Annotated in this window: 22 protein-coding genes; 2 read left to right on the forward strand and 20 right to left on the reverse strand. The window is 31.1% G+C overall.

The genetic code is table 11. The features are described from left to right. Positions 1–357 precede the first annotated feature (357 nt). The 5 genes from PRVXT_RS11895 to PRVXT_RS11915 form a co-directional block, all read right to left on the reverse strand. Entirely contained in the window at positions 358–1,614 is a 1,257-nt protein-coding gene (locus tag PRVXT_RS11895; RefSeq protein ID WP_350343085.1) for an FAD-dependent oxidoreductase, read from the reverse strand. Further along, the gene (locus PRVXT_RS11900) at positions 1,611–2,675 is read right to left on the reverse strand and encodes a helix-turn-helix domain-containing protein (protein WP_350343086.1); all 1,065 of its coding nucleotides are present in this window, start codon (positions 2,673–2,675) and stop codon (positions 1,611–1,613) included. Before PRVXT_RS11900 ends, PRVXT_RS11895 begins: the two co-directional genes overlap by 4 nt. 80 nt (positions 2,676–2,755) lie before the next feature. Beyond that, complete coding sequence (locus PRVXT_RS11905; RefSeq protein ID WP_350343087.1) at positions 2,756–3,568, reverse strand: ion transporter; 813 nt, start codon at positions 3,566–3,568, stop codon at positions 2,756–2,758. Positions 3,569–3,776: 208 nt separating this feature from the next. Then, a complete protein-coding gene (locus tag PRVXT_RS11910) occupies positions 3,777–4,316 on the reverse strand; it encodes a DUF2179 domain-containing protein (RefSeq protein ID WP_350343088.1) in 540 nt (179 codons plus the stop codon). A gap of 211 nt (positions 4,317–4,527) precedes the next feature. Then, positions 4,528–5,367: a YihY/virulence factor BrkB family protein gene (locus tag PRVXT_RS11915; RefSeq protein ID WP_350343089.1), complete on the reverse strand. Its 840-nt coding sequence runs from the start codon at positions 5,365–5,367 to the stop codon at positions 4,528–4,530. 262 nt (positions 5,368–5,629) lie between these two features. On the opposite strand from PRVXT_RS11915, the gene PRVXT_RS11920 reads away from it, so the two are divergent. Then, positions 5,630–6,322: an esterase/lipase family protein gene (locus PRVXT_RS11920; protein WP_350343090.1), complete on the forward strand. Its 693-nt coding sequence runs from the start codon at positions 5,630–5,632 to the stop codon at positions 6,320–6,322. Between the two features lie 94 nt (positions 6,323–6,416). On the opposite strand, the gene PRVXT_RS11925 is transcribed toward PRVXT_RS11920, so the two are convergent. The 10 genes from PRVXT_RS11925 to PRVXT_RS11970 all read right to left on the reverse strand — a co-directional run bounded on the left by PRVXT_RS11925 (position 6,417) and on the right by PRVXT_RS11970 (position 15,919). Further along, entirely contained in the window at positions 6,417–7,853 is a 1,437-nt protein-coding gene (locus PRVXT_RS11925) for a PH domain-containing protein (protein WP_350343091.1), read from the reverse strand. Then, positions 7,840–8,325, reverse strand: coding sequence for a PH domain-containing protein (locus tag PRVXT_RS11930; protein WP_350343092.1), 486 nt, complete (start codon positions 8,323–8,325; stop codon positions 7,840–7,842). Before PRVXT_RS11930 ends, PRVXT_RS11925 begins: the two co-directional genes overlap by 14 nt. A 97-nt stretch (positions 8,326–8,422) precedes the next feature. Next, a complete protein-coding gene (locus PRVXT_RS11935) occupies positions 8,423–8,950 on the reverse strand; it encodes a DUF2812 domain-containing protein (RefSeq protein WP_350343093.1) in 528 nt (175 codons plus the stop codon). Beyond that, on the reverse strand, positions 8,947–9,285 hold the full coding sequence (locus PRVXT_RS11940) for a PadR family transcriptional regulator (RefSeq protein WP_350343094.1): 339 nt from the start codon (positions 9,283–9,285) through the stop codon (positions 8,947–8,949). The genes PRVXT_RS11935 and PRVXT_RS11940 overlap by 4 nt, the downstream gene beginning before the upstream one ends. A 160-nt stretch (positions 9,286–9,445) precedes the next feature. Then, complete coding sequence (locus PRVXT_RS11945; protein WP_350343095.1) at positions 9,446–10,888, reverse strand: M20 family peptidase; 1,443 nt, start codon at positions 10,886–10,888, stop codon at positions 9,446–9,448. An 18-nt stretch (positions 10,889–10,906) separates the two neighbouring features. Further along, on the reverse strand, positions 10,907–11,614 hold the full coding sequence (locus tag PRVXT_RS11950) for a hypothetical protein (protein ID WP_350343096.1): 708 nt from the start codon (positions 11,612–11,614) through the stop codon (positions 10,907–10,909). A 15-nt stretch (positions 11,615–11,629) separates the two neighbouring features. After that, complete coding sequence (locus PRVXT_RS11955) at positions 11,630–12,352, reverse strand: DUF5058 family protein (RefSeq protein ID WP_350343097.1); 723 nt, start codon at positions 12,350–12,352, stop codon at positions 11,630–11,632. A gap of 204 nt (positions 12,353–12,556) precedes the next feature. Beyond that, positions 12,557–13,786 (reverse strand): MerR family transcriptional regulator, encoded by a 1,230-nt coding sequence (locus tag PRVXT_RS11960; RefSeq protein ID WP_350343098.1) that lies wholly within the window; start codon positions 13,784–13,786, stop codon positions 12,557–12,559. Between the two features lie 182 nt (positions 13,787–13,968). Beyond that, positions 13,969–14,427: an NUDIX domain-containing protein gene (locus PRVXT_RS11965; protein ID WP_350343099.1), complete on the reverse strand. Its 459-nt coding sequence runs from the start codon at positions 14,425–14,427 to the stop codon at positions 13,969–13,971. Positions 14,428–14,563: 136 nt separating this feature from the next. Then, positions 14,564–15,919, reverse strand: a complete 1,356-nt coding sequence (locus PRVXT_RS11970) for a murein hydrolase activator EnvC family protein (protein ID WP_350343100.1) — start codon at positions 15,917–15,919, stop codon at positions 14,564–14,566. 330 nt (positions 15,920–16,249) lie between these two features. Here PRVXT_RS11970 and PRVXT_RS11975 point away from each other — a divergent pair, with 330 nt between their 5' ends. Beyond that, positions 16,250–17,221 carry a metal-dependent hydrolase gene (locus PRVXT_RS11975; protein ID WP_350343101.1) on the forward strand — a complete coding sequence of 324 codons (972 nt, stop codon included), beginning with the start codon at positions 16,250–16,252 and terminating at the stop codon, positions 17,219–17,221. Between the two features lie 37 nt (positions 17,222–17,258). On the opposite strand, the gene PRVXT_RS11980 is transcribed toward PRVXT_RS11975, so the two are convergent. The 5 genes from PRVXT_RS11980 to PRVXT_RS12000 form a co-directional block, all read right to left on the reverse strand. Next, positions 17,259–19,616, reverse strand: a complete 2,358-nt coding sequence (locus PRVXT_RS11980) for an AraC family transcriptional regulator (protein ID WP_350343102.1) — start codon at positions 19,614–19,616, stop codon at positions 17,259–17,261. A 163-nt stretch (positions 19,617–19,779) separates the two neighbouring features. Then, entirely contained in the window at positions 19,780–21,834 is a 2,055-nt protein-coding gene (locus PRVXT_RS11985) for a hypothetical protein (RefSeq protein ID WP_350343103.1), read from the reverse strand. Next, positions 21,827–22,153 (reverse strand): DUF192 domain-containing protein, encoded by a 327-nt coding sequence (locus PRVXT_RS11990; RefSeq protein ID WP_350343104.1) that lies wholly within the window; start codon positions 22,151–22,153, stop codon positions 21,827–21,829. The genes PRVXT_RS11985 and PRVXT_RS11990 overlap by 8 nt, the downstream gene beginning before the upstream one ends. Before the next feature lie 12 nt (positions 22,154–22,165). After that, positions 22,166–23,086: a type II secretion system F family protein gene (locus PRVXT_RS11995; protein WP_350343105.1), complete on the reverse strand. Its 921-nt coding sequence runs from the start codon at positions 23,084–23,086 to the stop codon at positions 22,166–22,168. Positions 23,087–23,094: 8 nt separating this feature from the next. Continuing rightward, the gene (locus tag PRVXT_RS12000; protein ID WP_350343106.1) at positions 23,095–24,024 is read right to left on the reverse strand and encodes a type II secretion system F family protein; all 930 of its coding nucleotides are present in this window, start codon (positions 24,022–24,024) and stop codon (positions 23,095–23,097) included. Between the last annotated feature and the right edge of the window lie 5 nt (positions 24,025–24,029).

The following is a 24,029-nucleotide window of genomic DNA, read 5'->3' on the forward strand; positions in this document are numbered from 1 at the left end:
TATATGATTTTAATCCGATACAGTGTTAATCAGGTTCTTTACAATCCACTAACCTACTAAAATAATTTTAGTTTTCTCTGACCTCAACAATTGCCACATTATAAACCTTTTCTTCTTTGTCCCCCATTTCTCAAGTGATGTGAATGTTATAATTTTCTCAACCTAAGTATAGATATTATGTCAGCATTTGTCAAAAATAAAAAAATCCTGTCACATCAGGGTTTTTCCCACTTTAGTTTTTAAGTTTGGTTTACACAGCCTCATTTTTCATAGACGATATAAATAAGTATTTTCCACTATTATATATGTTTAAAAGTGTAAAGTTTTCTCCAAAGTAAGAATAATTAAATAAAAATTCTAAAAATATTTTTTGACCAGATAGTTTGTATGTTTTATACAATTTTCCATAGAAACAGTACTCATAATTTCACCGGCTAAAAACACATTATCTCTTCCTTGCATCTTTTCCATTTTTTCATAGAAACCTTTTTGTAAAACATTAGGTTTCACATAGGGTCCCTGCCATTGCCAGCTTTTATATTGATATAACCTGGGATTACTAACTCCCAGCTTTAACATATCTTTTTTCAAAATATCTAAGGTATCTGCTTTTGAGTATTTGTAGTTGTTATATGCGTACACAGTCAAAAGCTCCTCTTTATTGGTTGAATCCCAGCGAGAATTCCAGATTACTAAATGTCCTTTTTTTGAGGCATCTAAATTTTCTAGTATACAACCGCATCCTTTAGGGAGATTGTCTCCAATAAAGGTATACACGGTATATAGATTATATTTAATGCTTCTTAAATAGTCCACCATCTCACTGTCATGGCAATACATATGGATAAATTGATTTAGTGGCGAAGTAATAATTACCTTGTCATATTCTATGGTTTCAAATTCAGTCTCTAAAAGTAAAGTTTTATTTTTTGTCCTTTGAATATTAATTACCTCTTGACCCAACTTTAAGTTTTTAATTTTTTTGCTTAGACCACTAATTATAGAAGAAACTCCTGATTTCCAAGTAAATAACTCAGGAACTTCTAAAAAAGCCATTACCGTTTCAAAATTTAACAACCTTAAAACATATACAGCTGGTATTTCGTTAATATGACCTAACCCATAACTGGAAAAATGATGCATGTAAATCTTCTTTAACACCTCTAGTTTGTGAAAATCACACCACTTTGCAAAAGGTAAGGTCAATTGTTCTTCAACGTAAGAAATATTGTCATCTCTAAGAGATTTGTATCCCTCTAACACTTCCGGCAAACGGTCTATCTCTTCTAAAAATACATCTAACTTATCTTTAGGAATCTGCAAAATCTTATTACCCTTAGCATCATAGCTGACCCTTGACAAACTTGGTCCATCAGGCTTTATATTTAGTTCTTTCATTAATGCTCGCAAGTTTTTTTGCACTGGCAGGCCAAAAAGAGCACCTAACTCATAAGATTTTCCTTTATGCCAAATGGTGTGTAACTTTCCCCCCAATCTATCCTCTTTTTCAAAAACAGTAACATTATTATACCCTTTTTTTTGTAACTCTAGAGCCATATAAAGTCCCGAAAAACCACCACCTACTATAGCAATCCTAGATTTCAAGTCCCTCATTTTACATCAACTCGCTTCTTTTGATTAAGTAAAGCTAAAATCCAAATTGGCAACTCCTCATAATTTAAACCTTTATTATTGGACTGTTCAAGAACCACCTCTATTGGTGTTTTCCCAGAGTTTACCCCTTTTGATATGGGTGTTAAAAAGTTATAATTTCTTAAAAACTTTTGAAATTCCCTTTCAACTTTTGAAAACGAGTTAACGCTGTTTTTATTTTCGACATAGCTATAAAAATCTTTGACTAAAAAACGATTAAAGTCTGTCATCTCATCTAAAACACTATTTTCTTCATACTCAACAAACCTATGATTAATGTTTAAATCATCAGTTACTTCTATTAGCATGTTCCCTTTTACAAAGTAAGGTAAAAACTCTTTAGTTTTATAAGTTAATAAATAATCTATGCTTATGTTAAAAGTTTTAAGCAAATACATTATTTTATGCTCGAAAAAGTACCAAACATCTATGTCCTGCTTTTTATTATAAAGCTTAACAACTCCTAACCTAGAATAAACATCATAGATGCTGTATTGATATATTTTTCCCACTCCATCAAACTTACCGATAAAATCGATCCTCTGTATTACGCATTGACCTGGGTAGTTTACGCTTTTAGCTTGATCCCCAAAAGGAATAGCTTGTCTCTTTTTTTTCTTCACGCTAATAGGATAAGTCTTATTTTTAGAATACTCTAATCGCTGTCTTTTTTGAGATAAGTTATGACGCTTCAAAACGTTATATATTCCTGATTCTCCCAAATCTAATCCTTCAGATTTGAATTCATAGTAAATACGCTTGGGACCATCTAGGGGATATTTAGCCACATAATCTAATATTTCCCTTTCTACACTTGAGCTGACTTTATTGGGCATTTGTGGTTTTTGAGGTTCCTTTGATTGTAACCCCGCTATTCCATTTTTTTGATAAGCCCTATACCAGTTATAAAAAGTCGTTCTGGAAATTCCAAACAACTTACATGTCAAGGAAACGTTTTTATGTTTGATAGCGTGCTTTAATACTATATGTTTACTATGTGAATTAAATCCCTCTGATTTCATAGCACCTTCTCCCTCTCTAATACTTTATAATACTTTATATATCATAATTAGACATTTACCGTAAAATCCCTTTTAATGCTCTAATGGTTAAGCATTTTGCCACATTTTGAACAAAATTTATCATCTTCATAGTAAGTTCTTCCATGACAACTATTACAAATTTTTGTATTTCTTTTTGAAGTTTGTGCTAATTCATGGGATATAATTCCTGTTGGTACCGCTATAATTCCATAGCCGACTATCATTAATAATCCAGAAAATAACTTACCAATTGGAGTTTGAGGGGAAATATCACCATATCCTACAGTGGACACAGTTACCACTGCCCAATACATTGACTCAGGAATGCTAACAAATCCATTTTCTGGTCCTTCGATTATGTACATCAAAGATCCCATTATAAGAATAATAAATGATATTGTTAACAGAAAAACAGTTATTTTAGGCCTACTTGCTTTAAGGGCTAGCAACAGATGACTTGACTCACTTATATATCTTCCCATTTTTAGGATGCTAAACAACCTTAGCAACCTCAGTATCCTGATAACAACTAAAAATCGCAGCTGTGGTATAAATAATCCCAGATATACCGGTAGTATTGCCAATAAGTCAATAATGCCATAAAAGCTTAAAATATAGGATTGTTTGTTATCAACTACCCACACCCTTAATAAGTATTCAATTGTAAAAATAGCTATAAAAAACCAACCCAATGTTATTAAAATCAACTCATATTCATGCCGGATACTATCTACACTTTCAATAACCACTAAAAAACTATTGCTTAAAATAACAATTACTAAAATAACATCAAAAATTTTTCCAGCCTTAGTTTCTGTGCCAAAAATTATTTCTGCTAATCGTTCCTTAAGACATTTATAACTAGAGTTCAAACCGCATCCCTACCTTCATTTAGTGTAAAAACATCTTAGTTTATAACATTCTTTACTTAAAATTCACTGTAACCTTCTTCTCCTCGTTAATTATTAACTCATTTACATTAATGCACCGTTAATTTGCACTAAAAAGCATCTTCGAATTAGTATTATTTTAAGTATTATACCATTCAAAGATGCTTTTTATCGTCTTTAAACTTCCTATTTATTTAGATTTTGTTTTCTTATTAATCTTTTTCTTCATTGATTTCACTAAAAATCCACCTTTAAACCTTCTTGCTTCGTAGGAAATTATAAAAGCTCTTGGTTCAAATTTTTCTATAATATGAAACAGTTCTTCTTCCCTACTTCTTTTTGTTAAAATATCCAACCTGTAACGTTTGCTGTCTCTTCCCTCTCCTTCGTATACGGTAACTCCAAAACCTTCATTTCTTAAGTGGGTAATTAATTCTGTGTTTTTATCCATCAAGTTAACCATAAGGTTATTGTATCCAATAGCAAGTTTGTTTTCTATAGCACTGCCAATCAACATACCAACACCAAAACCCAATGCATAAACAATTAATGCAACTGTTCCAGTATCTCCACTAAACACCAGCGACAAACCAAATACATACACAAGCGCCTCTAAAAATCCCAAAAATGATGCCATGATAGTGACATTTTTAACAAGGAAAATAGTTCGAAGTGTAAATATAGGCACATAAATTAGCTGTAATATTAAAATCAAAATTATTTCTTGCATTTTAGCCCCCCTATTTAGACTCTCTATTAAATGGTATCATATTTTAAGCTCCTTTTCTATTTCTATAAATTGTTAGTAGCTTTATTATCCAAAAACTAATCTTCTGTTGAGTATTAAACAGAAGATTAGTTTTTGGTTTATATTTTCTTTTATCTCTATCAAATCTGCTCTGCTTAGTGTCCTTCTTAAAGTGGTTAGCGCAGACACTCTATTACTTATTTTTTTTAAGCTCCCTCATATTATATAAGGTAGCGTTGACTTCTCCACCTATTATTAAAATAAATCCACTTAAATAGAACCAAAACATCAATATAATAACTCCTCCTAAAGTTCCGTATGTAGCTGAGAAATTATTAAAGTTTGCAACATAAATAGAAAAGCAATACGAAATTAACAGCCATCCTAAAGTTGCTGTTATAGCGCCGAAAACAACATGACCAAAAATCAGCTTTTTGTTTGGTGCTATATAATAAGTTAACATTAAGGCTGTTATCATTATTGCTGCTGAAATTATCCAGCCTAAAAAGTTTATAAAAGTTATTGTTTCAGTGGAGAAATAAAAAATACGTCCTAAAAAAACTAATATAGCTTCTCCAAATATTGGGATTAATAAAATTACAAAAAACGTTACTACCATGCCTAAAGTCATAAAAATAGAAATTAACTTTAATTTTACAAAGGATCTGGTTTCATCAACATTGTGTACTTTATTTAGCGCTCTCATTAAAGCATTTATCCCATTGGAAGCAGTCCAAACTGAAGCTAAAATTCCGAATGATAACAAACCACCTTTAGGTTTTGCTACCACTTCTAAAATTGTATCTATAAACACCTGGGCTAAATCAGATGGTGCAAACTCATATACAAAGTGATGAATCTGTTCTATGTTAATAGGCAAATAAGAAAAAAGAGCCAAGATAAAAATCAAAAAAGGAAATATAGATAGCATAAAGTAAAACGCTAGAGTTGCTGCCCAGTCCTGAATTGGGTCTTTTTTAATTTGTTCAAAAAACTCTTTTAAAAACAACTTAGGAAACCTTACTAAATTCAATAAAAATTCACCACCTTTTTGCTAGAGGTCTACCTTCTTACACGAAAATTTATATTTAATTGAATATTTCGAGACATAAGTGAAAACTCCTCCTTTTTATATATCATATTGATTCTACTTCGCAATATTATAAAAAAAATCTATTTTAGGAAGGATTTTGCTTTTCTTTTGTCTAAATATTCTTTAAGTTTTTTCTCCACAATATTAAGATAGAGGGGAGGGTTAGTTTAGAGCCAATTACCTATTAAAAGGAGAGATCAGTATGAAAAAAATTTATTTTAAAGCATTATTACCAGTTTTAATTATTTGCATTATTTTTGCTATTATTCCTTCCTATGCACAGGCTAGTTCTAAAAACCCAGTGGTTTTTGTGCATGGATATTTTGATTCCACTTCGGATATCTTTGGAAAATCTAATTTTAGCTCGCTAAAAAATTATTTAATTGAGCAAGGGTGGCCCAAAGATAATCTTTATGTAATTCAATTTTCTAGTATTACAGGGAGTAATGTAAACAACGCCCACGAACTAAGTAAATTTATAAACGATATCCTATCAGAAACAGGAAGTAAACAGGTAGACATTGTTGCTCACAGTATGGGAGGGTTAAGTTCTCGTTATTACGTCAACCAACTGGGTGGAGTTGATAAAGTTGGTTCATTAATTACCATAGGTACACCTCACTATGGAACTCCTCAAGCTTATTTAGCAAGTTGGTCTGCTGGAGGGCGGGAGATGATTCCCAGAAGTATTTTCCTAAACTATTTAAATAACGATCTTTTAACACCTGGAAACATTCATTACACTTCAATCTACACTTACCTTGATGAAGTGGTGCCATATAGAAGATCAAGAATCGATGGTTGGAATAATGTAGGGGGATTTTACAATCTACACATTACCATGCTGATGCATAACTCAGTACACGAAATTGTAAGAGATAATTTGTCTCAATAGTTTTAAGCAACTATCCTGTTCTAGCGCCCAAGTAAATATAAAAGGCATCCTTTGTGGAAAAAGTTATTTCCTAAGGTTGCCTTTTTTTATCCTTTTACTCTCTAGTAAACCAAGCCCATAGTTCTTCTCCTGACTCCCTGCTAATGTCTTTTACTGTAAATGTGGCACTTAGCATTGCTGTTAATACAGTAGAACTTATGGTGGTAAGGTTTTTAGCTTTCTGAATAAAATTCGTTTTGAGTTCTATTGATTGAATTTGGCTTTTTTTCATTAAAACTGTGGTCCTAGCAATAATGCGATAACGAAAAATAATATTTTGATCTAAAATGACATAGCTACCATCTTTATACCTCAGATATCCTAAAAACCAAGAAATAGGGAGTATCAACAGACCTGCCCATACAAAAGGGTTAGATACCAAGTAGAATATCACAAGTAAGGGAAGTAATGGGACAGTAGACCTAGTAATATAACGCCTTAAGGCTTTTTGAGGTAGATTTTTAAAATCTTGACAATATGCTCTGTCAGGTGAAACAAAGCTTATAAAATCTTCTATTTCACTTTTTTTAATCATTGGATTTAATATTGTTTTAAATCCGCTGTCCTCAGAAGCACCGCCGGCTACCTCCACTTCTACAATTGCGTAACCAAAAGGTTGCCGTAATAGCCCTTCTACTATTCTTATAGCTTGAATTCTATGCACTTTTAAACTTAGCTCTTTTTTCTCAATAAGCCCTCTAGTGATTTTAATTTCCGCTTCATCTTTAACTATAGTAAAACCTCCATAGGACATGACGAACCGAACTATAGAAATAAGCCAAGATAATAAAAATATCAAAAATACAAGCATAACAATAAACATTAACTGAGTGTTTTGAAAGATTCTAAAGGCGGAGCTAAAAAATTCACCTGGTACAATTGCCATACCATTTCCTACTATTACAGCTAAAAAAGAGAAAATTATTCCTAAGCCACTAGAAGTCATACCCGCTAAAATTAGACGTTTATAGTTTATTTCCCAAACATTCCTTGTTGACTCTGAAACAGAAGCGGTAGCATCAATGTCTTCTACACTCTTTTCATCTTCTAAAGCTTTACTAATATACTCTGCTTTATTTCTATCTATAGCTTTTATATGAACCTCAGGCTCTAGTCCTGCTCCCGCAGTTTCAATTTGCATAGTTACCAGGTCAAGAATTCTCCACAAAATCCCTGCTTTAGTGTTAATAGTCTGTACTCGTTCTTTTTTTATATATCGGTCTTTTTTTACAAAAACACCTGACTTAACATGAAGCACCCCATCAGAGTAAGAGTATTTTAAAAAGTACCATTGCAAAACACTATTTAATATACTAATTAACAGTGAGCCTAAAATAAAATAACGAAAAAAATTATTTTCAAAAAAGAGTGATGTGGATCGGACTTGTAAAATAAAAACAAATATTATGGGAAATATAAACTCTTTTATGCTAGCTAGAAATCCTGTCAATATGATGATTGGATGAGATCTCTCTGGCTTAAATTTCTTCATCGTTTATCCTCGCTAAGGTAGAAATCTGTTTTCTTAACTCCAAAGCTTTTTCCATTTTTAGTGCAGGTATTTTATGATTGGTGCCTGCCGTTGAAATTGATAGAGTTGCAAGCTGAAAATATCGTAAAATCGGTCCCTGCTCTGTATCTACATGTTGTATTTTAGCCATTGGTATCAGACTTCGTTTTACCACCAGTATACCATATTGAATATCCACTTCATATTCTTTTATTTCATAACACCAGTAACGTTTTCGTATAGAGGGAATAATAAAAATGTTTAACAGCCCTAGTACTATTGCTAAAGACATTAGTATCCATAAAATAAAATTTGGAAACGGCCCCCATAAGCGTGAAGATACTATAAATCCAATAATAATAAAAATATAAAATGCAAAATAAATGCAACCCCCAACTCTCCACGCTTTTATGGCCTTAGGATGAATCTTTTCCTTCGGTCGCTTATAATCCATAACTTACCTCCTTAACAAAATATTTCTTTCCTTACCTATGAAATATATTATAAAGTCTATTTTAGGAAATGAAAACCCACATTTTAAAAACAACTACTTAATTCTTTCTCATTTTTTTAAGCTTGTACTTATAGCCTAAATAAGGCAAACTGGTAAAGATTACAGCGACAAAGCTAATAGTAATAAGTATATAGTAAATAATATTTATTTCCTGCAAAAACCTACTGATTATTATGAGTGATGTAAATATAATTAACGAGTAAATACTGCTTACTTTGAACTTTCCTGCAATTGTTTCTAGATTATCAAATTTTGAAGTATTATCTGTGTAAATTGGTTTTATACCTTCTGGAGCCGAAAAAAGATGTAATTCATCTCCTAAAGTCAGTTCATGCTTCCAACCTGCTGATTTAAATAAGGAGAAATAATCTTCACCTACATTTTTTTGATAATCAACTGCAAAATCTAAATTCTTAGGCTCCCCTTTTTTAAAGCGGTAGCATAGTATTGGCAAAACTACCCCATCAATTAACCAACCCTGTTTGGCTAGATTTTTTAGCTTTTTCATGTCATTCTTTTCTAAAAAAGCATAACCACCGATTAAAACGTATTTTTTTTCTTTCATAACTTCTCTCCTTTCTCTTTTAGTTTAATTTCTGCCTGGCATACCATATTCTTCTTTCTTCTAACTTCATTTTTTAACATTCGTAGCCCCTTGTCTGTTATTTTGTATATTTTCTTATTATCTTTTTGCTCTTTAGTCATTTCAATAAGTTCTGCTTTCAATAATTTCTTTAATGAGGTATATAAAGAACCGGGCCCTATTGTAAACTTTCCATTGGTCATGTCATTAACATTTTGCATAATTAAATACCCATGTTTTTCCTCCAAAAGACTTAATAGTATATAATATATTGTATCTGTTAATTCACCCATATTAATTGAGTCCGTTCTAGCCAACTAAATTCCCCCTTACTATATCATTAAATGATATATCTTTATTTATAATATATCATTTAATGATATAGGTTACAACTACTTTTTGATATTTGTGTATTACTTAAAAACAATATCGCCAATAAATAACTTGGCGATATTGTTTTACTACATAACCTTGAAGTTAAGAGTTTTGTACAAGTTCATTAAAGAACCGTAAACTCCTCTTTACATTTTCAACAGACACTCTCTCATTAGTATTATGCATCCTATTGATTTCTGATGCTTCTACTTTTATAGGAGTAAATCTATAAACATTATCACTTATCATTTCATATTTTTTTCCGTCTGTTCCACCAATAACTAAATAAGGCGTCACTATAGCTTCGGGAAATACTTTCTGTATAGTTAGCTTAATTTTTTCAAAGGTATCGTTTGATGGACTTGTTGTAATTTCTGATGGTTCCCATTTTTTTATCAGTCTAACAGATACTCTGTTGTCATTTATAGTGTTTATAACATGTTTTACTACATCCTCTGATGTTTCTCCCGGCAAAATTCTAAAATTAATTATAGCTTTTGCATGTTGAGGCAAAACGTTAGAAGCATCACTACCTTGTATAACAGTTGATGCTGTAGTTGTCCTTAATAGAGCGTTTCCTGTTTTTGATTTAGAAAACACTGATTTAAATAAAGGTTTAAAAAGCCACATATTCGCTATAATAACTTTGTTAGTAAAGCTCATTTCTGGTCCTATATTTTCAAGCATTTCTTTTACAGGACTTGTTATTTTAGTTTTTAATTGCTTTTGTTCTAGTTTCACTATGCTTTTACACAGCACTCCAACAGCTGTATTTTGTGGTGGCATAGATGAGTGCCCGCCAGAATCCTGACAGGATATTTCTACATCAGCATATCCTTTTTCTGCTACACCAACCACTGCAACTGGTGTAGCTACTTCTTTTAGTATATCTTCGGTAACACATCCACCCTCATCTAGAACATATTCAAATTCTAATCCTCTATCTTTAAAAAGTTCAGCTATTTTAGCAGCTCCATCTAACCCTCCGACTTCTTCATCCTGACCAAATGCCAAATAAATATCTCTTTTAGGAGCAAAATTCTGAGACAATAAGTTCTCCACTACCTCTAAAATAGCAAATAGCTGTACTTTCATATCTAGAGTACCCCTACCCCATATAAATCCATCTGCAATTTCCCCACTAAAAGGCTCATGACACCAATCTTTTTCTGTCCCACCTTCTACTGGTACTACGTCCAAATGGGCAATCAACAGTGCTGGCTTTAATGTTCTATCTTGACCTTGCCATTTATATATAACTGAATGGTCAATCGTTTCCTTCTTTAATTTTTTTTGGATATTGGGATAATTTTTCTCAATTATATAGTGTAGTTTTTTAAACTCATTATAATCAATCCTTTTTTTATCGCTATAGGAAATTGTTCGACACTTTACCATTTCTGAAAACCTTTGTAATGCTCTTTCTGTATTTATATTAATGCTTTTAGGGGCACATTTCACAGTTCCCTTTTTTTTAAAAGTAAGTGTTTGTATTAAAATAATCAGCAATATCACAAGGATGGTAACTGTTAAAAGTGTTAACATTTGAATCCTCCTTTGTATTTACCTTCTTTTTTCAACTTCTATTACGCCTTTTTTCCATAGTATCCTTGCACTCAACAAAGTTATAGGAAGCATCACAATTATGGCAACTCCTTCAAGACCACTTTTTAAAATACCAAGTTTTGCAGCTAAGGAAACTAATAACACCGGCAAGATAATGGCAGTAGATTTACGCTTCACTATATACTCTCCTTCACCTTTACCCAAAAAACCTAAGAACAAACCTCCAAACAGTGCAGGTAGCATGTAAGTAGTGGCCTGCTGCACTGAGTCAGTTTGCAACAATGGCTGTAGTGGAACTAATAAAATAACTCCAAGTGCTATTATTAATATAGTTAGAATAGATGATAAGGCTACAGCAACTGTAGAAATAGCATCTCCTTCAGGTGTATTAGGCTCAACATTAGCTATTTTCATGGCGTTTATTACACAGGGAAGCTTTAAGTTTAGGACATTACCGGTAGTAAAAGTTAAGTAACATGAGGAACCCAATAAAGGGGTATAGCTTAACACCTCAGCTATTCCTATGGGTATAAACAAAGCAAAAACACCAATACCACCGAGTATCACTGAAGAAATAGGAGGAAAAATATCATATATAGCGCATATAATTGTTGGAATCATTAGTATGTAAATTATCAGTATAGTCGTTCCAGTTCTCCCAAACCTATGAACCCACCTTAGATATGACTCATTACTCTTCTCCACAAAAATCACCTCCTTCTACAAAAGCAAATTAGACCAACCAACAGAAGCAACCATTGCTAATATAAGCGTTAGAGCTAATATAAAGTCGTTTAACCACAACAATCTAAACCTTTTAGCAATATATCCTAAGCTAAATGCTATAAAAGCACTGGTAAACAATGTAGCTGCGCTAACTGGATTATCAAAAATCATTAAAGGAAAAAATACAGCTATAAGGGTCAACATAAAACATGAAGTCATTACAATGCCCCATGTATTGTCTTTCCTTTCTCTAGCCTCCATCAAACCTGTTGTCATTTTTTTAGCAAATGGTAACAGGACCAGAAATCCCCCTAAAATTCCTATAGACATTACAAACATAACAGCTCCAAACACTTGAGGATCATTTGCCTCAGCCATTAAAGCAATGCTGTTATACCCCATCCCTTTAGCTGCCATATCTGCAGCCATTAGTTCATATGCAACTGAGCCTAACACCGATAATCTCCACCATGGCCAAGGAATACCAAACACAGTGGCCAACGAATAAAAACCTATTACAATTGCTATACTGGGAACTATGGTAAAAATCAAGGTTGACTTTATAACCTTATAAATTGTTTTTTTGTCTATCCCTAGTTCTAAACACCTCTTGTAGCTCTGTATCAAAAACACAGATGCAAAAGCTATAATATATAACAGTCCAAAAATAACAAGTAGATACAGCAAAGTACTATTCGCTACATCTTGGAAGCTCATTTTTTTCCCTCCTTTGATTTTCAACCCTCAAAACGGATTTAACCAAAATATACTGTATAAAGGTTACTTTAAGTCAATAGCCATATATAAAAATTTCTAAGCCGATTAAATCAAAACCTAAACCAATGTTTAATTTTTCTGTAAATTAGCTCCTATATAAAGCATAAAAAAAAGAACTTAAAGTTATCTTTAAGTTCCAAAAAATTATTTTTTCCTTCCTAAATATGTCCATTGATTGACATTATTACCTCTTTCTAAAAATGAGCCGTATTCACCCACCTCTAAGGTAATTGGCTCATGGATTAGCGAGTCCTCCTGATTAAAGTACTTATTAAACAATTCTTTTATCCAGACTTTAGAATAATACTTTTGATACTTTTCATCCAATAACTTAGGAAAGTCATATAAATTAAAATAAACGTAGGTACCTACCCATAATCCATCTTTTTTTAGCATTTTGTTTAAAAACGATATATTCTTCATTACTTTTTCAGTCTTTTGGCTATCATAAAAAGAACCATTTACTTTATCTATTATAATATCAACGCAATAATTTTGAAGTGGTATGTCGGGATAGTTTGAACAAATAAAAATGATATCTGGTCTATGTTTTTTCTTTTCTACTATTTTTTTAGCATACTTTAAAGAGTCCAGATTGTTGTCTACAGAAATAAAGCATGAGTCTTCAGGAAGATTTTCGCTCAACCTACTTAAAAAAGCACCTAAACCTGTAGTGTTTTTCATAATGATCTTATTGGATAAATTTGTCTCTAATACTTTTTTACCAACCCAACTGGCCGCTAAATAGACATTATGAATAAGTTCTTTGTCAGTATTATTTATGTACCTGCGCTTTAATTGATCAAAATCCATATATTTTTCATCTTTAAACTTCATGCTAGTAATTATTATTCCCTCTTGTATTATAAAACTGTAATTGCAATTACTACAACACCCCTTTCCATCTAAAACAGAGTTATTTCTCACATTATCACTATCAATAATGATATCATTATTACACCAGGGGCATGCTAATAGATTTAAGAAGTGTAGTGGGATGCCTAACACGCTTTTTTTATTAACACGTTTAGAAATTTTATAAATTTCACTATCCATAACCTCTAATATCTCATCTATTTCTTTTTTGTTAATTAACAGCTGAACCTTTTTCTTTTTATATAGTTTCAACATATAATCAAGGTATTCTTCATCTTCAGAAGCGCTTAAGATATTAAAAGACAGAAATTCTTGAATTTCTTCTAAGTTAAAGTTAAACTTCTTCATTTTATTGATTAAGTAGATTGTTTTATCACATTGTTCATCAAATATATATTGAGAGTTATGTTTATTAGGTATCAGAAGTCCTAGTTTAATATAAAAACGGATAGTTGATTTAGGTACATCATGCTTCTCAGAAAATTTGCTTATTTTCATTTAACCACCCTTCCCTAAAACAATCGCAAAATCCTTCTTTAATTAATTGACTGCTATGTAAGCACCTTTTTTAACACTTAAAAATATAAGCTTTGTTATTATTATATTTCCTTTTTTGTCACTCCATTACATTTTCCAGATTAATTCTTATTTTTTTCCTTTTAATCTATATAATCTACTTTTTAGTACCCATAAAATATTTCTTTTTTGTATTTTGATTTGCTTTTGCTTTTCAATTCTTTTAATAACTTCTCCACAGAGCCACCTAAGTTATATTTATCTATATCCTTCAAATCCACCCACTTATACTCTTGAGCTTCATCGTTTAAAATTACATCACCAAAGTCGGTTTTACATACATAATCAATAAATATAAAATGCTTATCTTTATAAAATCCCTTTTCAAAAACACTTTCCTTAACACTAATTAATTGGATATCATTAATTTCTAAGCCTGTTTCCTCTAACACCTCTCTTTTTAAAGCCTCTTCCATTTTTTCACCTAAATCTATGTGCCCTCCTGGAATCACGTATTTATCATCCCATTTGTGAGATTTACAAAGCAATACTTTGTTATCAGGATTAAAAACTACTGCACTTACAGTTGGTTCTGGATATCTTTTCACTAAATTTGTTGACATAATATATCTCTTTCCTCCTTTAAACTTGGTAATAACCCCAGCAAATTCTGTTAAAAATTCCCTAAAAAACAAAAAGGGCGTTAAGCACCCTTTCCAAAGTACCACGCCTATCTTTTTTAGCTTATCTATTTTCCTATTAATAGTAGTTCATAGGGTTTGTGTGTCTTCCATTCAACCTTACCTCAAAATGCAAATGAGGACCCGTAGAAACTCCTGTAGATCCAACATGACCTAGAGACTGTCCTTGGCTAACAGTTTGACCTGATTTTACACCAATATTTTCCATATGAGCGTAAAGTGTAGTTTTCCCTCCACCATGGTCTACGATAACGTACAGCCCATAACCAATACTTCTATTTCCTCCTGCAAAAATAACTTCTCCTCCATCAGCAGCTAGTACATTTACAGGATTGCCATTAAAAGAAGGTGACCCAGCCCATCTTTCTCGGTAAATGCCTATATCAATACCAGTGTGCATGCTAGTTCGCCTCGTGATAGGATGTGTTCTGTAACCATAATGCGATGTTACCCCACGAGAACCTTGAACTGGCCAAATAAGTCTACCTGTAGCTTTTTCTATGCCTCCACCTTGAGGAGGAGCAGTGTCATTGTCCGCTGGTTTATTATCTGTGTTATTGTTGTTTGAATTGTCATTTTTTTGTTCTGCAGCCTCTGCTTCCTTTTCACGTTCTCTTCTTTCCTGCTCTTCTCTTTCACGTTTTTTTCTTTGCCTTTCAAGCTCTTTTTCTCTTTCAGCCATAAGTGCTACAATTTGTTGCTCCGCTTGTTTGGAAGCAGCTTCTTTTTGACTTATAACTTCTTGAGTATTTTGTTTTTTAGTCTGAAGCTGAGTTGAAAGGCTATTTAGGCTTTGTACATCTTCTTTTAGCTCTTCCTCAGCCACTTGGGCTTGAGCAATCATTTTCACTAAACTATCTTTTCTTTCAACTTGTTTATCTTTTTCTACTTTTAAGTATTCTCTTTTTTCTTTTACTTCTTCTATAAGTTCTTTATCTTCTTCTAAAATTAACCTAAGTGCATTAAATCTTGAAAGAAAATCAGAAAAACTTGAAGCAGATAGCAAAACATCTAAATATCCCACAGACCCTTTTTGATACATGGCAATCAACCGAGTATCCAAATACTCGGTATTTTGTTCCAAAAAATCTTCTGCTTCTTCAATCTTTAGTTCTGTTTTAGCAATTTCACTTTCCGTAGAAGTTATATCTTCATTTAATTGTTGAATTTGTTTTTGGCTTTTTGCTATTTTATTATCAAGTTCTTCTACCTCTTCAGTTAACTCATTTATTTCTTTATCAAGAGAATCTACTTCTTCACGGCGATTTTCTATGCCTTCTTCTATTTCCTGTTGCTTTTGTTTTTCTTTATCTATATTACCCTCAATACTGTTGGCAAAAATAGGGTTAATCATTTGTAAAGATATTAAAAAAATACACAACACTGCAATAAGAAACTTTGATTTGTTAAACAAACCTACCCCTCCCTTCAAATACCTAAATTAAAATTAATAGTATAATTCGACAAAAAAAACAAAATACCTTCTTAAAACTTCATTTATATATCTTCTTATATGTTATTGGAATATTATACAACTATATAATGACACAGAAATTTGTTATAATTTTTATGTAAACTTGTATTTATTTTAAATAATTGTGTTGTGATCAGATACAACCCCTATACAAACATGTCACTTGACATTTTCAATAGTAGTACAAAATAATTCTTTAAAATTCTATCAAATCACATCTTTTAGATTTCCGCAATCAAACTAATTAAAAATAAAGAGGAGGGGAGAGGAATGGACCCAATATCACATGCCATTATAGGACTTTCTATCTATGGATTAAATAATGCTCCTGATATAAGTAACCCAGCTTTAATAGGTTGTATAACTGGGGCGGTGGCTCCGGATTTTGATATAATCACTAAATTTAAAAGCGACTATGTCTATTTAAAACATCATCGTGTGGGAAGCCATTCCCTTTTAGGTATAGTCGTTTTGTCAGTATTGATTACTTTATTTCTTTCGATGTTCTATGCAGGTTTTTTCTTTAAAGAAGTTTTATTTTGGACATTTATTGGCACCTTATCACATGTTTTTTTTGACTTGCTAAACTCTTACGGTGTTGCATTGTTATATCCATTTAACAAAAAAAAATATACTTTTAATCTTATAACCATTTATGACCCCGCTATTTTATTATTAAGTGGATATATATTTTTCTTTAGTGAAAGAAATCTTTTAGATAAATTTTTAATACCACTTGTTTTTGTAACTTATCTCGGGTTAAAACAATATAATAAAAATTATATTGTTAAGAAACTTAAGCTATACTATAGCAAAGAATTAAAAAATACACACCCTATCAAGAAAATAAATGTAATGCCTTCAGATTATGGTATCTTAAAGTGGGATTACATTATTAGTACCGATGATGAATATATTGCTGGTGAGATTAGTGGATATAAAGGATCACCTACTTCATTTAAGCGCTTTGCTAAAGTTTCCAATTCTTTAATTGAAAAAATCTATAATGAAGAATTAGGGTTATACTTTAAAGACTTTACGCCAATTTACCATGTTGAGCTTGAACAACAAAAAGATGGGTTCATTGTTAAAATGATCGACTTAAGGTACAAAATAAAAAATAGGTTTAAACATCATGCCTTATTCTATTATAATAATAATGCAAAACTTATAAAAAGTGTATTTCATCCCTTTAGCATGGACAACCAAATAGAGGTAAGCAAAAATAATAGATACCACTAACTTTATAAGTTGGTGGTATCTCTATACGAAAAAGGAATTATACCTTCTCCATCTTTATAAGGCTTATGCCTAAAAACTTCTTTTTTGTAATATATTCAAAGCTTTCTTCTATATTAGATACTTTTATTTTTATTTCTGGCATCGCCTTGTTTTGTATGTATAGTTTTTCTTCTTCAGACACTGTTTCTAACTCCAGATTATCTGAAAAGTATTGATACAACGTGTTATTTTCATAACTCACTTTATATTCTGTTATTTTATATTTACCAAATATATTTTTTATATTTAAAGCTATTTGCATTTCTCTATCTTTATATTCATCGCTAAAGGAGTACTGAATGTTTTCCCATTCCCTATACATAGTGAATACTAATATAGCTATGTCGTTTCCATCTCTAGTTGCAACACAGCCATCGCCTATCCAAACCAAGTTTGTTTTCAATTCTTCAATAAACTTTAAAATATAAAATGTAGTAAGCTTTATACCTAGTATGTTACAAATTGGATAATTATCGGCAATACATGCTTCATCTTCTATTTTGCATAAAGAAACATAAAAATTGTCGTGGTTTATATTTAATAATAAAAAATTCACAAAAATATTATAGTAAAAAAAATCATATTTTTTAGGTACATCACGATCATCTACAATATAATTAAATGTACATATTAATTTTTCGCTATTCTCTAAATGTAAATAAACTTTCAGCTGTTCTATAAGTGTATTTATACAATCACTTAAATTTACAAAGCTTTGTTTATTCAAGTAACTATTGAAGCAGTTGATATCCATCCGCAAATAACCAATGCTGTCTAGCATTCCTCTTATATCTTCTACATACTTTATCTCTTCTTTATTCATGTTAATTGATAAAGGGCCAATATAAACTCCAACAATATTTTTAGTAGTCCCAAATTTGCTTATTAAAATATCAGATAAATGTTCTATCTGCTCTATCGACTGTTTAAAAAAATTAACCATAAGTCCACTAATATTTAATTCAAATTTCCACTTTTCTAAATTTGTTGTACCTATTATCATTGACAAAAAATCAATGGCTGATTTAAAGTTTAAATAATGTTTATCATTTAAATTAGTTGAAGTACACTGATTGTGAAAATCTAACCCTATCTGTAAAACAGGAGTTATTCTATGTTTGGTAAGTACATTTACTAAATTTCTTACTTCCATCTTTGGTATATATTGTAATTTATCTTCTTTTTTTAGACAAAATTCCCCTTCATTTAAGTGAAATTTAATTATTATAAACTCAAAACTTAAATCAGTTAATACTTTTTCTAAATTATCAAGGTTGTCACCTACAATGTCTTCAAGCTCAATAATTTTACACCATTTTTCTTTTGTATTAAAGCTTTCCGCTCCTTTGATACCTATCTTATATTTTTTATCCTCAATCTGTAGGGTATTATATCTTTTTATTCTTTCTTTTTTTGTTTTTTTTAAAAAATCCCTAACTGAATAGTGATCTAATAGGGTATTTTCCTCATTTAACTTATCTAAGCAGTTATACTTTCGTCTAAAGTCAGTAGGGGACATGTTTAAAATTTTTCGAAAATCTTTATTTAACAGCTTAACATCTGCAAATCCACTACTTATAGATATTTTTGACACTGTTTCATTTGTATTTAACAGTAAATCCACAGCTTTATTTAGCTTTTGTTTTAAAGAGTATTGGGTAAAATTTTCACCAGTAATTTTTTTAAAAACTCTAGAAAGATAGGAGTAGCTAACATTATATCTCATAGCCATTTTTTCCAAGCTTAAATCTTCTTCAATTGAGCATGATTTTTCTTCCACAATATCAAATATAATCTGTTCTATAGTATCCGTTTCACCTTTACAATAAAAGGTATCGTCCTTAAATAAACAATCCTTAAGGTTGTTAATTAAATCTTTCAACCTAGATAGATGAACCTCATATTTACTCTGAGCATTTATATTCTCTATAAATAACAATCCTAATGCATAAACAATTCTATCTTTTACTGTTGGGTCTAGACTATTGCTTTTTAGTAAAGAATCCTGTGTAATTCCAGAAATTTCCTTTAAATAACTTGGTTTTATTTGGAAAACTAGCATTATATTATCTTTTGAATCACTATATATACTATGAGCTTTATTAGCGTTAATTATATAAAGCTCCCCTTGATTTAATATTTTTACACGGTTTCTTTCTGAGACTTCAACTGTTCCTTTAAGTACATATAAAAGCTCTATTAAATTATGAGCTGTAAACTCCATTCCCACTATTCTCCGTAAAAATACTCTATATGGTAACTTTCGTTTAGCAATAATTATTTTTTGATTGTTAAATAAATTCTTTTTAAAGTAATCTAACTCGTTAATTTCGCTGTGCCAATTTTGTAAACTCACTATAAATACCATCCTTTTCCGCAAAATATAATCTCTAAGGAGTTAGCTCTTCAGCCTATAGGACCGGAATGCCCTCCTGCTCAAGTGATGGATAATTTACTAATATAATTGGACTTGGTTAATTATAAAATTCAAAGCTACAATTAGATAGTTTCTTAAAAAATTACTTTGTTTCCACATACTTTTTATTAAAAATATCTATAGTTTTGTTTTTATTAGACGTAGTCTTACTTTCTTTATAGTCAGACTCTTCAAAGTTTACATTTTTTCCATCTACGTTAAACTTTTTGTTTATATCTCTCAACTCTTCTAGCAAATCAACATTTCTTGCCTGTAGCTTTGTTTTCTCTTGTATTAGCTTTCTAATTTTGCTTTGATCATTTTCATGCCTACTGATAATATCCTGAATTGTTTTACCTTGATGCTCCATTTGTGAAAGCATTTCAACCATATCTTCTTCCAACAATTTAATTTGTTCTCTATAAGATTCTGAATTCTTTTTTAGTAGCAAGAATTCCCTTTCCTTGGCTTGACTGTTCTCCAAGTGTTCTTTTAAAACTTCTTTATCTATTTTCAACCTTTCATTTTCTTCTTGAAGATCAAAAAAATTAGTATGCATTTTATCAAATTTTTCTCTCACATCTTCATAGTATTTGTTGTCTTTTTCTAAGGATGAATTTTTATCCTCTAAATTATCTATCTGATGTATCAGTGAGTTAACTTTATCCTCCATAGAGTTTAATTTGCTCCTCAACTTTTTATTCTCCTCTCTTTCCACAGATAAAATACTATCTTTACTCTCTTCAAGTTGATTTAACTGCCTTTTTATCTTTTGTTTTTCATCTAGTTCTTTATTTAACTCATTTTGTAACTCTTTAATTCTTTCTTTCTCTGCTTGTTTTGTGTTTAACTCTAGTTGCAACTGCTCTTTAAGCCTATCTTTTTCCTCTAGCTCTTTACTTAACTCTTGTTGTAACTGCTCTTTAAGTCTATCTTTTTCCTCTAACTCTTTACCTAACTCTTGTTGTAACTGCTCTTTAAGTCTATCTTTTTCCTCTAACTCTTTACCTAACTCTTGTTGTAACTGCTCTTTAAGTCTATCTTTTTCCTCTAACTCTTTACCTAACTCTTGTTGTAACTGCTCTTTAAGTCTATCTTTTTCCTCTAGCTCTTTACTTAATTCTTGTTGCAACTGCTCTTTAAGTCTATCTTTTTCCTCTAGCTCTTTACTTAATTTTTGTTGCAACTGCTCTTTAAGTCTATCTTTTTCTTCTAACTCTTTACTTAACTCTTGTTGCAACTGCTCTTGAATTCTTTCCTTTTCCTCTATATCTTTGCATAATTCTTGTTGTAACTGCACCGCTTCTAACTCTTTGTTGGACTTTCGCTCCAGTTGCTTCTTTAACTCTTCCTTCTCTTCTAGTTCTTTGCTTAACTCCTGCTGCAACTGTTCTCTAGCGCTATCTTTTTCTTCAAGCGCAATACTTAACTCTTGTTGCAAATGCTCTTCTTCTTTAATTCTTTCCTGGAGCTTTTCAAACTCTAATTTCAATGATTCACTTGAACAGTCTTTATTTCTTAAACTATCTAGCTCAGTTCTTAAATCAGAAATTTCTTTTTTATATTTCTCTACTAGCTCATCTTTCTCTTCAACACTATTTGTAAGAACATCTATGTCTTTTTCTAATTTTAATAACTTATCTCCATTTTCGTCAGAGAGTCCATCTAGTTTTTCTCTCAATAACTTAATCTCTTCTGACTGATTTTTTATCTCATTATTTGAAGACTCTAATTCAGTTTCCAACTGTACTAAATAGTCCGTTAACTCTTTTTTCTCTTGTAGCAATTCTTCCTCTTTATCTTTAGCAACATTAAACTGCTCATTCTTAAGTTCAAACTCATCAAACTGCTTTTCCAATTCTTGTGCTTTTTTTTCCGCTTCATGAAATTGTTTTTTTAGTAAATTGTTTTCTTGAGACAGTAGCTCTTTTTCCGACATTAATTCTTTAAGCTGATCCTCAAGATTTTCCCGCATGTGTTCCACAGATTCCTTAAATTCATTAACATATTTATCGACGCTACCCTTAGTATAACCACCAAATAAAGTTTTTTTGAAGTTATCACTAATACTTCTTTTACTCTTAACCCTATTGGAACCATTACTTGAAAAATTAGTATCTAATTCCATCTCATCATTTCTTTCAAAAAAATCAGACATATTTTTCTACCTCCTCTATATTTAACACTTTCTTTTTAGTGTCTTTTTTTAAAACTCTCCTAAATTCAGAAGATGTTTCAAGAATATGTTTGGTTCCTTTTATCCTTTTACTAATTTTCCAAGGCTTCAACACTTGATACCCAATGACATTTAAATACTTATCTAGATAAATAACACACAAATCAAATTTCATAAAACACGTATGGACTCTACCACAGTTTGGAAAAAACATGCCTTCGTTTAATGATATTTTCTTCTTAAACATTAACCCTTTCAACCTACTCCAAAAACTATCTGCAATTTTAAGCTTAGTTATCATGGTTCCCCTCCGTTAATTACCTAAAGCTTCTATTATCTGTGGAACAGCTGGTCCTAAAAGCACAATAAATATAACTGGAAATATAAAAACAACCATCGGAATTAATATTTTAACAGGGATTTTAGCAGCTGCTTCTTCTACCTCTTGTTTATGGGATATTCTTAACATTTTAGATTGAGAATTAAGAACATTCTGCATTGAAGTTCCTAGTTCATCAGCCTGAATTACAGAACTTGTAAAGGACTTCACTTCATCTATTTCACATCTCTCACCGAGTGCTTTAAGCGCATCTTTTCTTTTTTTACCTAAGTTAATTTCTCTTTTTACGATGTGAAATTCATCAATTAGCGGTCCTTTTGTTCTTTCAATTACATACTCTAGCGCTTGATCAAAGCTTAGCCCAGCTACAATACTCACACTTAATATATCTATTACTTGCGGCAACTGAGACTTTATCTCTTTTTTCCTATTAGAGATTTTAGTTTCTAAAGAATATCTGCGATAAACATATCCAAAAAATATCCCAATAATTAAATACAAAAATAATTGTATTATATTAGCTCCAGTTCTTGATCCGATATAACCACTTACTACACCAAATCCTATAATAATAATTAAATTCATAGCTCTGTAATCCTTAGGGCTCATGTTTATACCTGCTTTGGAGAGTTTTTGACCAAGCTTTATCTGTGATTTTTTTTTGATTGGGAATAAGTTTGCTGCTGATTGAATCATTTTATCAACAAGTGGTTTAATAAATCGTTCTTCAAAAGATAACTCCATTATGTCATTATTTGGTAACGTTGGCTTATTAACATTTTTAATATCTTTAAGTCTAGTTTTATAAACCTTATGTTTCTCCCCTAAAACATTGAAAAGTAATATTACCAAAATATAAGTAATAATAGACACTAATAAAGGTATTTTTATCATAATTCCTCCTACATCTCTATGTTTATTAGTTTTTTAATCGTTATATATCCCAATACTTCCAACACAATACTTAGTCCCAATAGTACATGCCCATAAGTTGTATTAAACATTGGTGCCATATACTCAGGATTTACCATAGATATCATAACCAAAAGTACCACTGGCAACAGAGCTATTATTTTACCAGAAATTTCTCCCTGAGCAGTCAATGCCTTTATATTGCGTTTTATTATTATCCGATCTTTTATGGTCTCCCCAATATTATCTAAAATGTTTGATAGGTTACCCCCCACTTGCCTTTGAATGGCTACAGCAGTGGTCATTAGTTCCATATCCTTAGATTCCATTCTTTTAGCAACATTTTCCATAGATTTTTCTAGTTCTTCTCCTAATTCAACTTCTCTAACTATTTTCTTAAATTCAGTACCAATTGGGTCCGGTAAATCCTTTGAAATACTAGATAATGCTTGCTCAAAAGTAAAACCAGCTCTTAAACTATTAGATATAACCATAAGTGCTTCTCCTAGCTGTTGATTGAACTTTTCCATTCTCTTTTTTTTCAAGATAGACACCAATATAATTGGAAATAACAGACCTGAAACAACTAGCGTAATTACTATAACAATTCCTCGGCTGAGGAGAAGGGCAAAAAAACCTGGAAATACAGTCACAATACCCCATAATAAAATAAACTCTTCTGGCCTTAAATGTAAGCCAGCTAACATCAAATCTTCCCTTAATTTCTCTGGTAGTTTAATGCTTATTCTTTCTTTTGGTTCCTTTCTTTTGCTTCCCGCTGGATACTCAAATAAGCTGTGTTTTTGAATATCATTTAATCTAATCTTATATGTTATATACTTCCTATATACAAACCTCATAAACAAGTCGACAATATTGTAAATAAAAACCGTTAAACAAACTAGCATTATTATTTGCATATATT

It is taken from the genome of Proteinivorax tanatarense (genome assembly GCF_040267685.1).
In the GTDB taxonomy this organism is placed as follows: Bacteria; Bacillota; Proteinivoracia; order Proteinivoracales; family Proteinivoracaceae; genus Proteinivorax; species Proteinivorax tanatarense.

Excerpts from the sequence above, each read along its gene's own strand:
- PRVXT_RS11895 (WP_350343085.1), bottom strand. The coding sequence starts at position 1,614 with ATGAGGGACTTGAAATCTAGGATTGCTATAGTAGGTGGTGGTTTTTCG.
- PRVXT_RS11900 (WP_350343086.1), bottom strand. The coding sequence starts at position 2,675 with ATGAAATCAGAGGGATTTAATTCACATAGTAAACATATAGTATTAAAG.
- PRVXT_RS11910 (WP_350343088.1), bottom strand. The coding sequence starts at position 4,316 with ATGCAAGAAATAATTTTGATTTTAATATTACAGCTAATTTATGTGCCT.
- PRVXT_RS11920 (WP_350343090.1), top strand. The coding sequence starts at position 5,630 with ATGAAAAAAATTTATTTTAAAGCATTATTACCAGTTTTAATTATTTGC.
- PRVXT_RS11925 (WP_350343091.1), bottom strand. The coding sequence starts at position 7,853 with ATGAAGAAATTTAAGCCAGAGAGATCTCATCCAATCATCATATTGACA.
- PRVXT_RS11930 (WP_350343092.1), bottom strand. The coding sequence starts at position 8,325 with ATGGATTATAAGCGACCGAAGGAAAAGATTCATCCTAAGGCCATAAAA.
- PRVXT_RS11935 (WP_350343093.1), bottom strand. The coding sequence starts at position 8,950 with ATGAAAGAAAAAAAATACGTTTTAATCGGTGGTTATGCTTTTTTAGAA.
- PRVXT_RS11945 (WP_350343095.1), bottom strand. The coding sequence starts at position 10,888 with ATGTTAACACTTTTAACAGTTACCATCCTTGTGATATTGCTGATTATT.
- PRVXT_RS11955 (WP_350343097.1), bottom strand. The coding sequence starts at position 12,352 with ATGAGCTTCCAAGATGTAGCGAATAGTACTTTGCTGTATCTACTTGTT.
- PRVXT_RS11960 (WP_350343098.1), bottom strand. The coding sequence starts at position 13,786 with ATGAAAATAAGCAAATTTTCTGAGAAGCATGATGTACCTAAATCAACT.
- PRVXT_RS11965 (WP_350343099.1), bottom strand. The coding sequence starts at position 14,427 with ATGTCAACAAATTTAGTGAAAAGATATCCAGAACCAACTGTAAGTGCA.
- PRVXT_RS11975 (WP_350343101.1), top strand. The coding sequence starts at position 16,250 with ATGGACCCAATATCACATGCCATTATAGGACTTTCTATCTATGGATTA.
- PRVXT_RS11985 (WP_350343103.1), bottom strand. The coding sequence starts at position 21,834 with ATGTCTGATTTTTTTGAAAGAAATGATGAGATGGAATTAGATACTAAT.
- PRVXT_RS11990 (WP_350343104.1), bottom strand. The coding sequence starts at position 22,153 with ATGATAACTAAGCTTAAAATTGCAGATAGTTTTTGGAGTAGGTTGAAA.
- PRVXT_RS11995 (WP_350343105.1), bottom strand. The coding sequence starts at position 23,086 with ATGATAAAAATACCTTTATTAGTGTCTATTATTACTTATATTTTGGTA.
- PRVXT_RS12000 (WP_350343106.1), bottom strand. The coding sequence starts at position 24,024 with ATGCAAATAATAATGCTAGTTTGTTTAACGGTTTTTATTTACAATATT.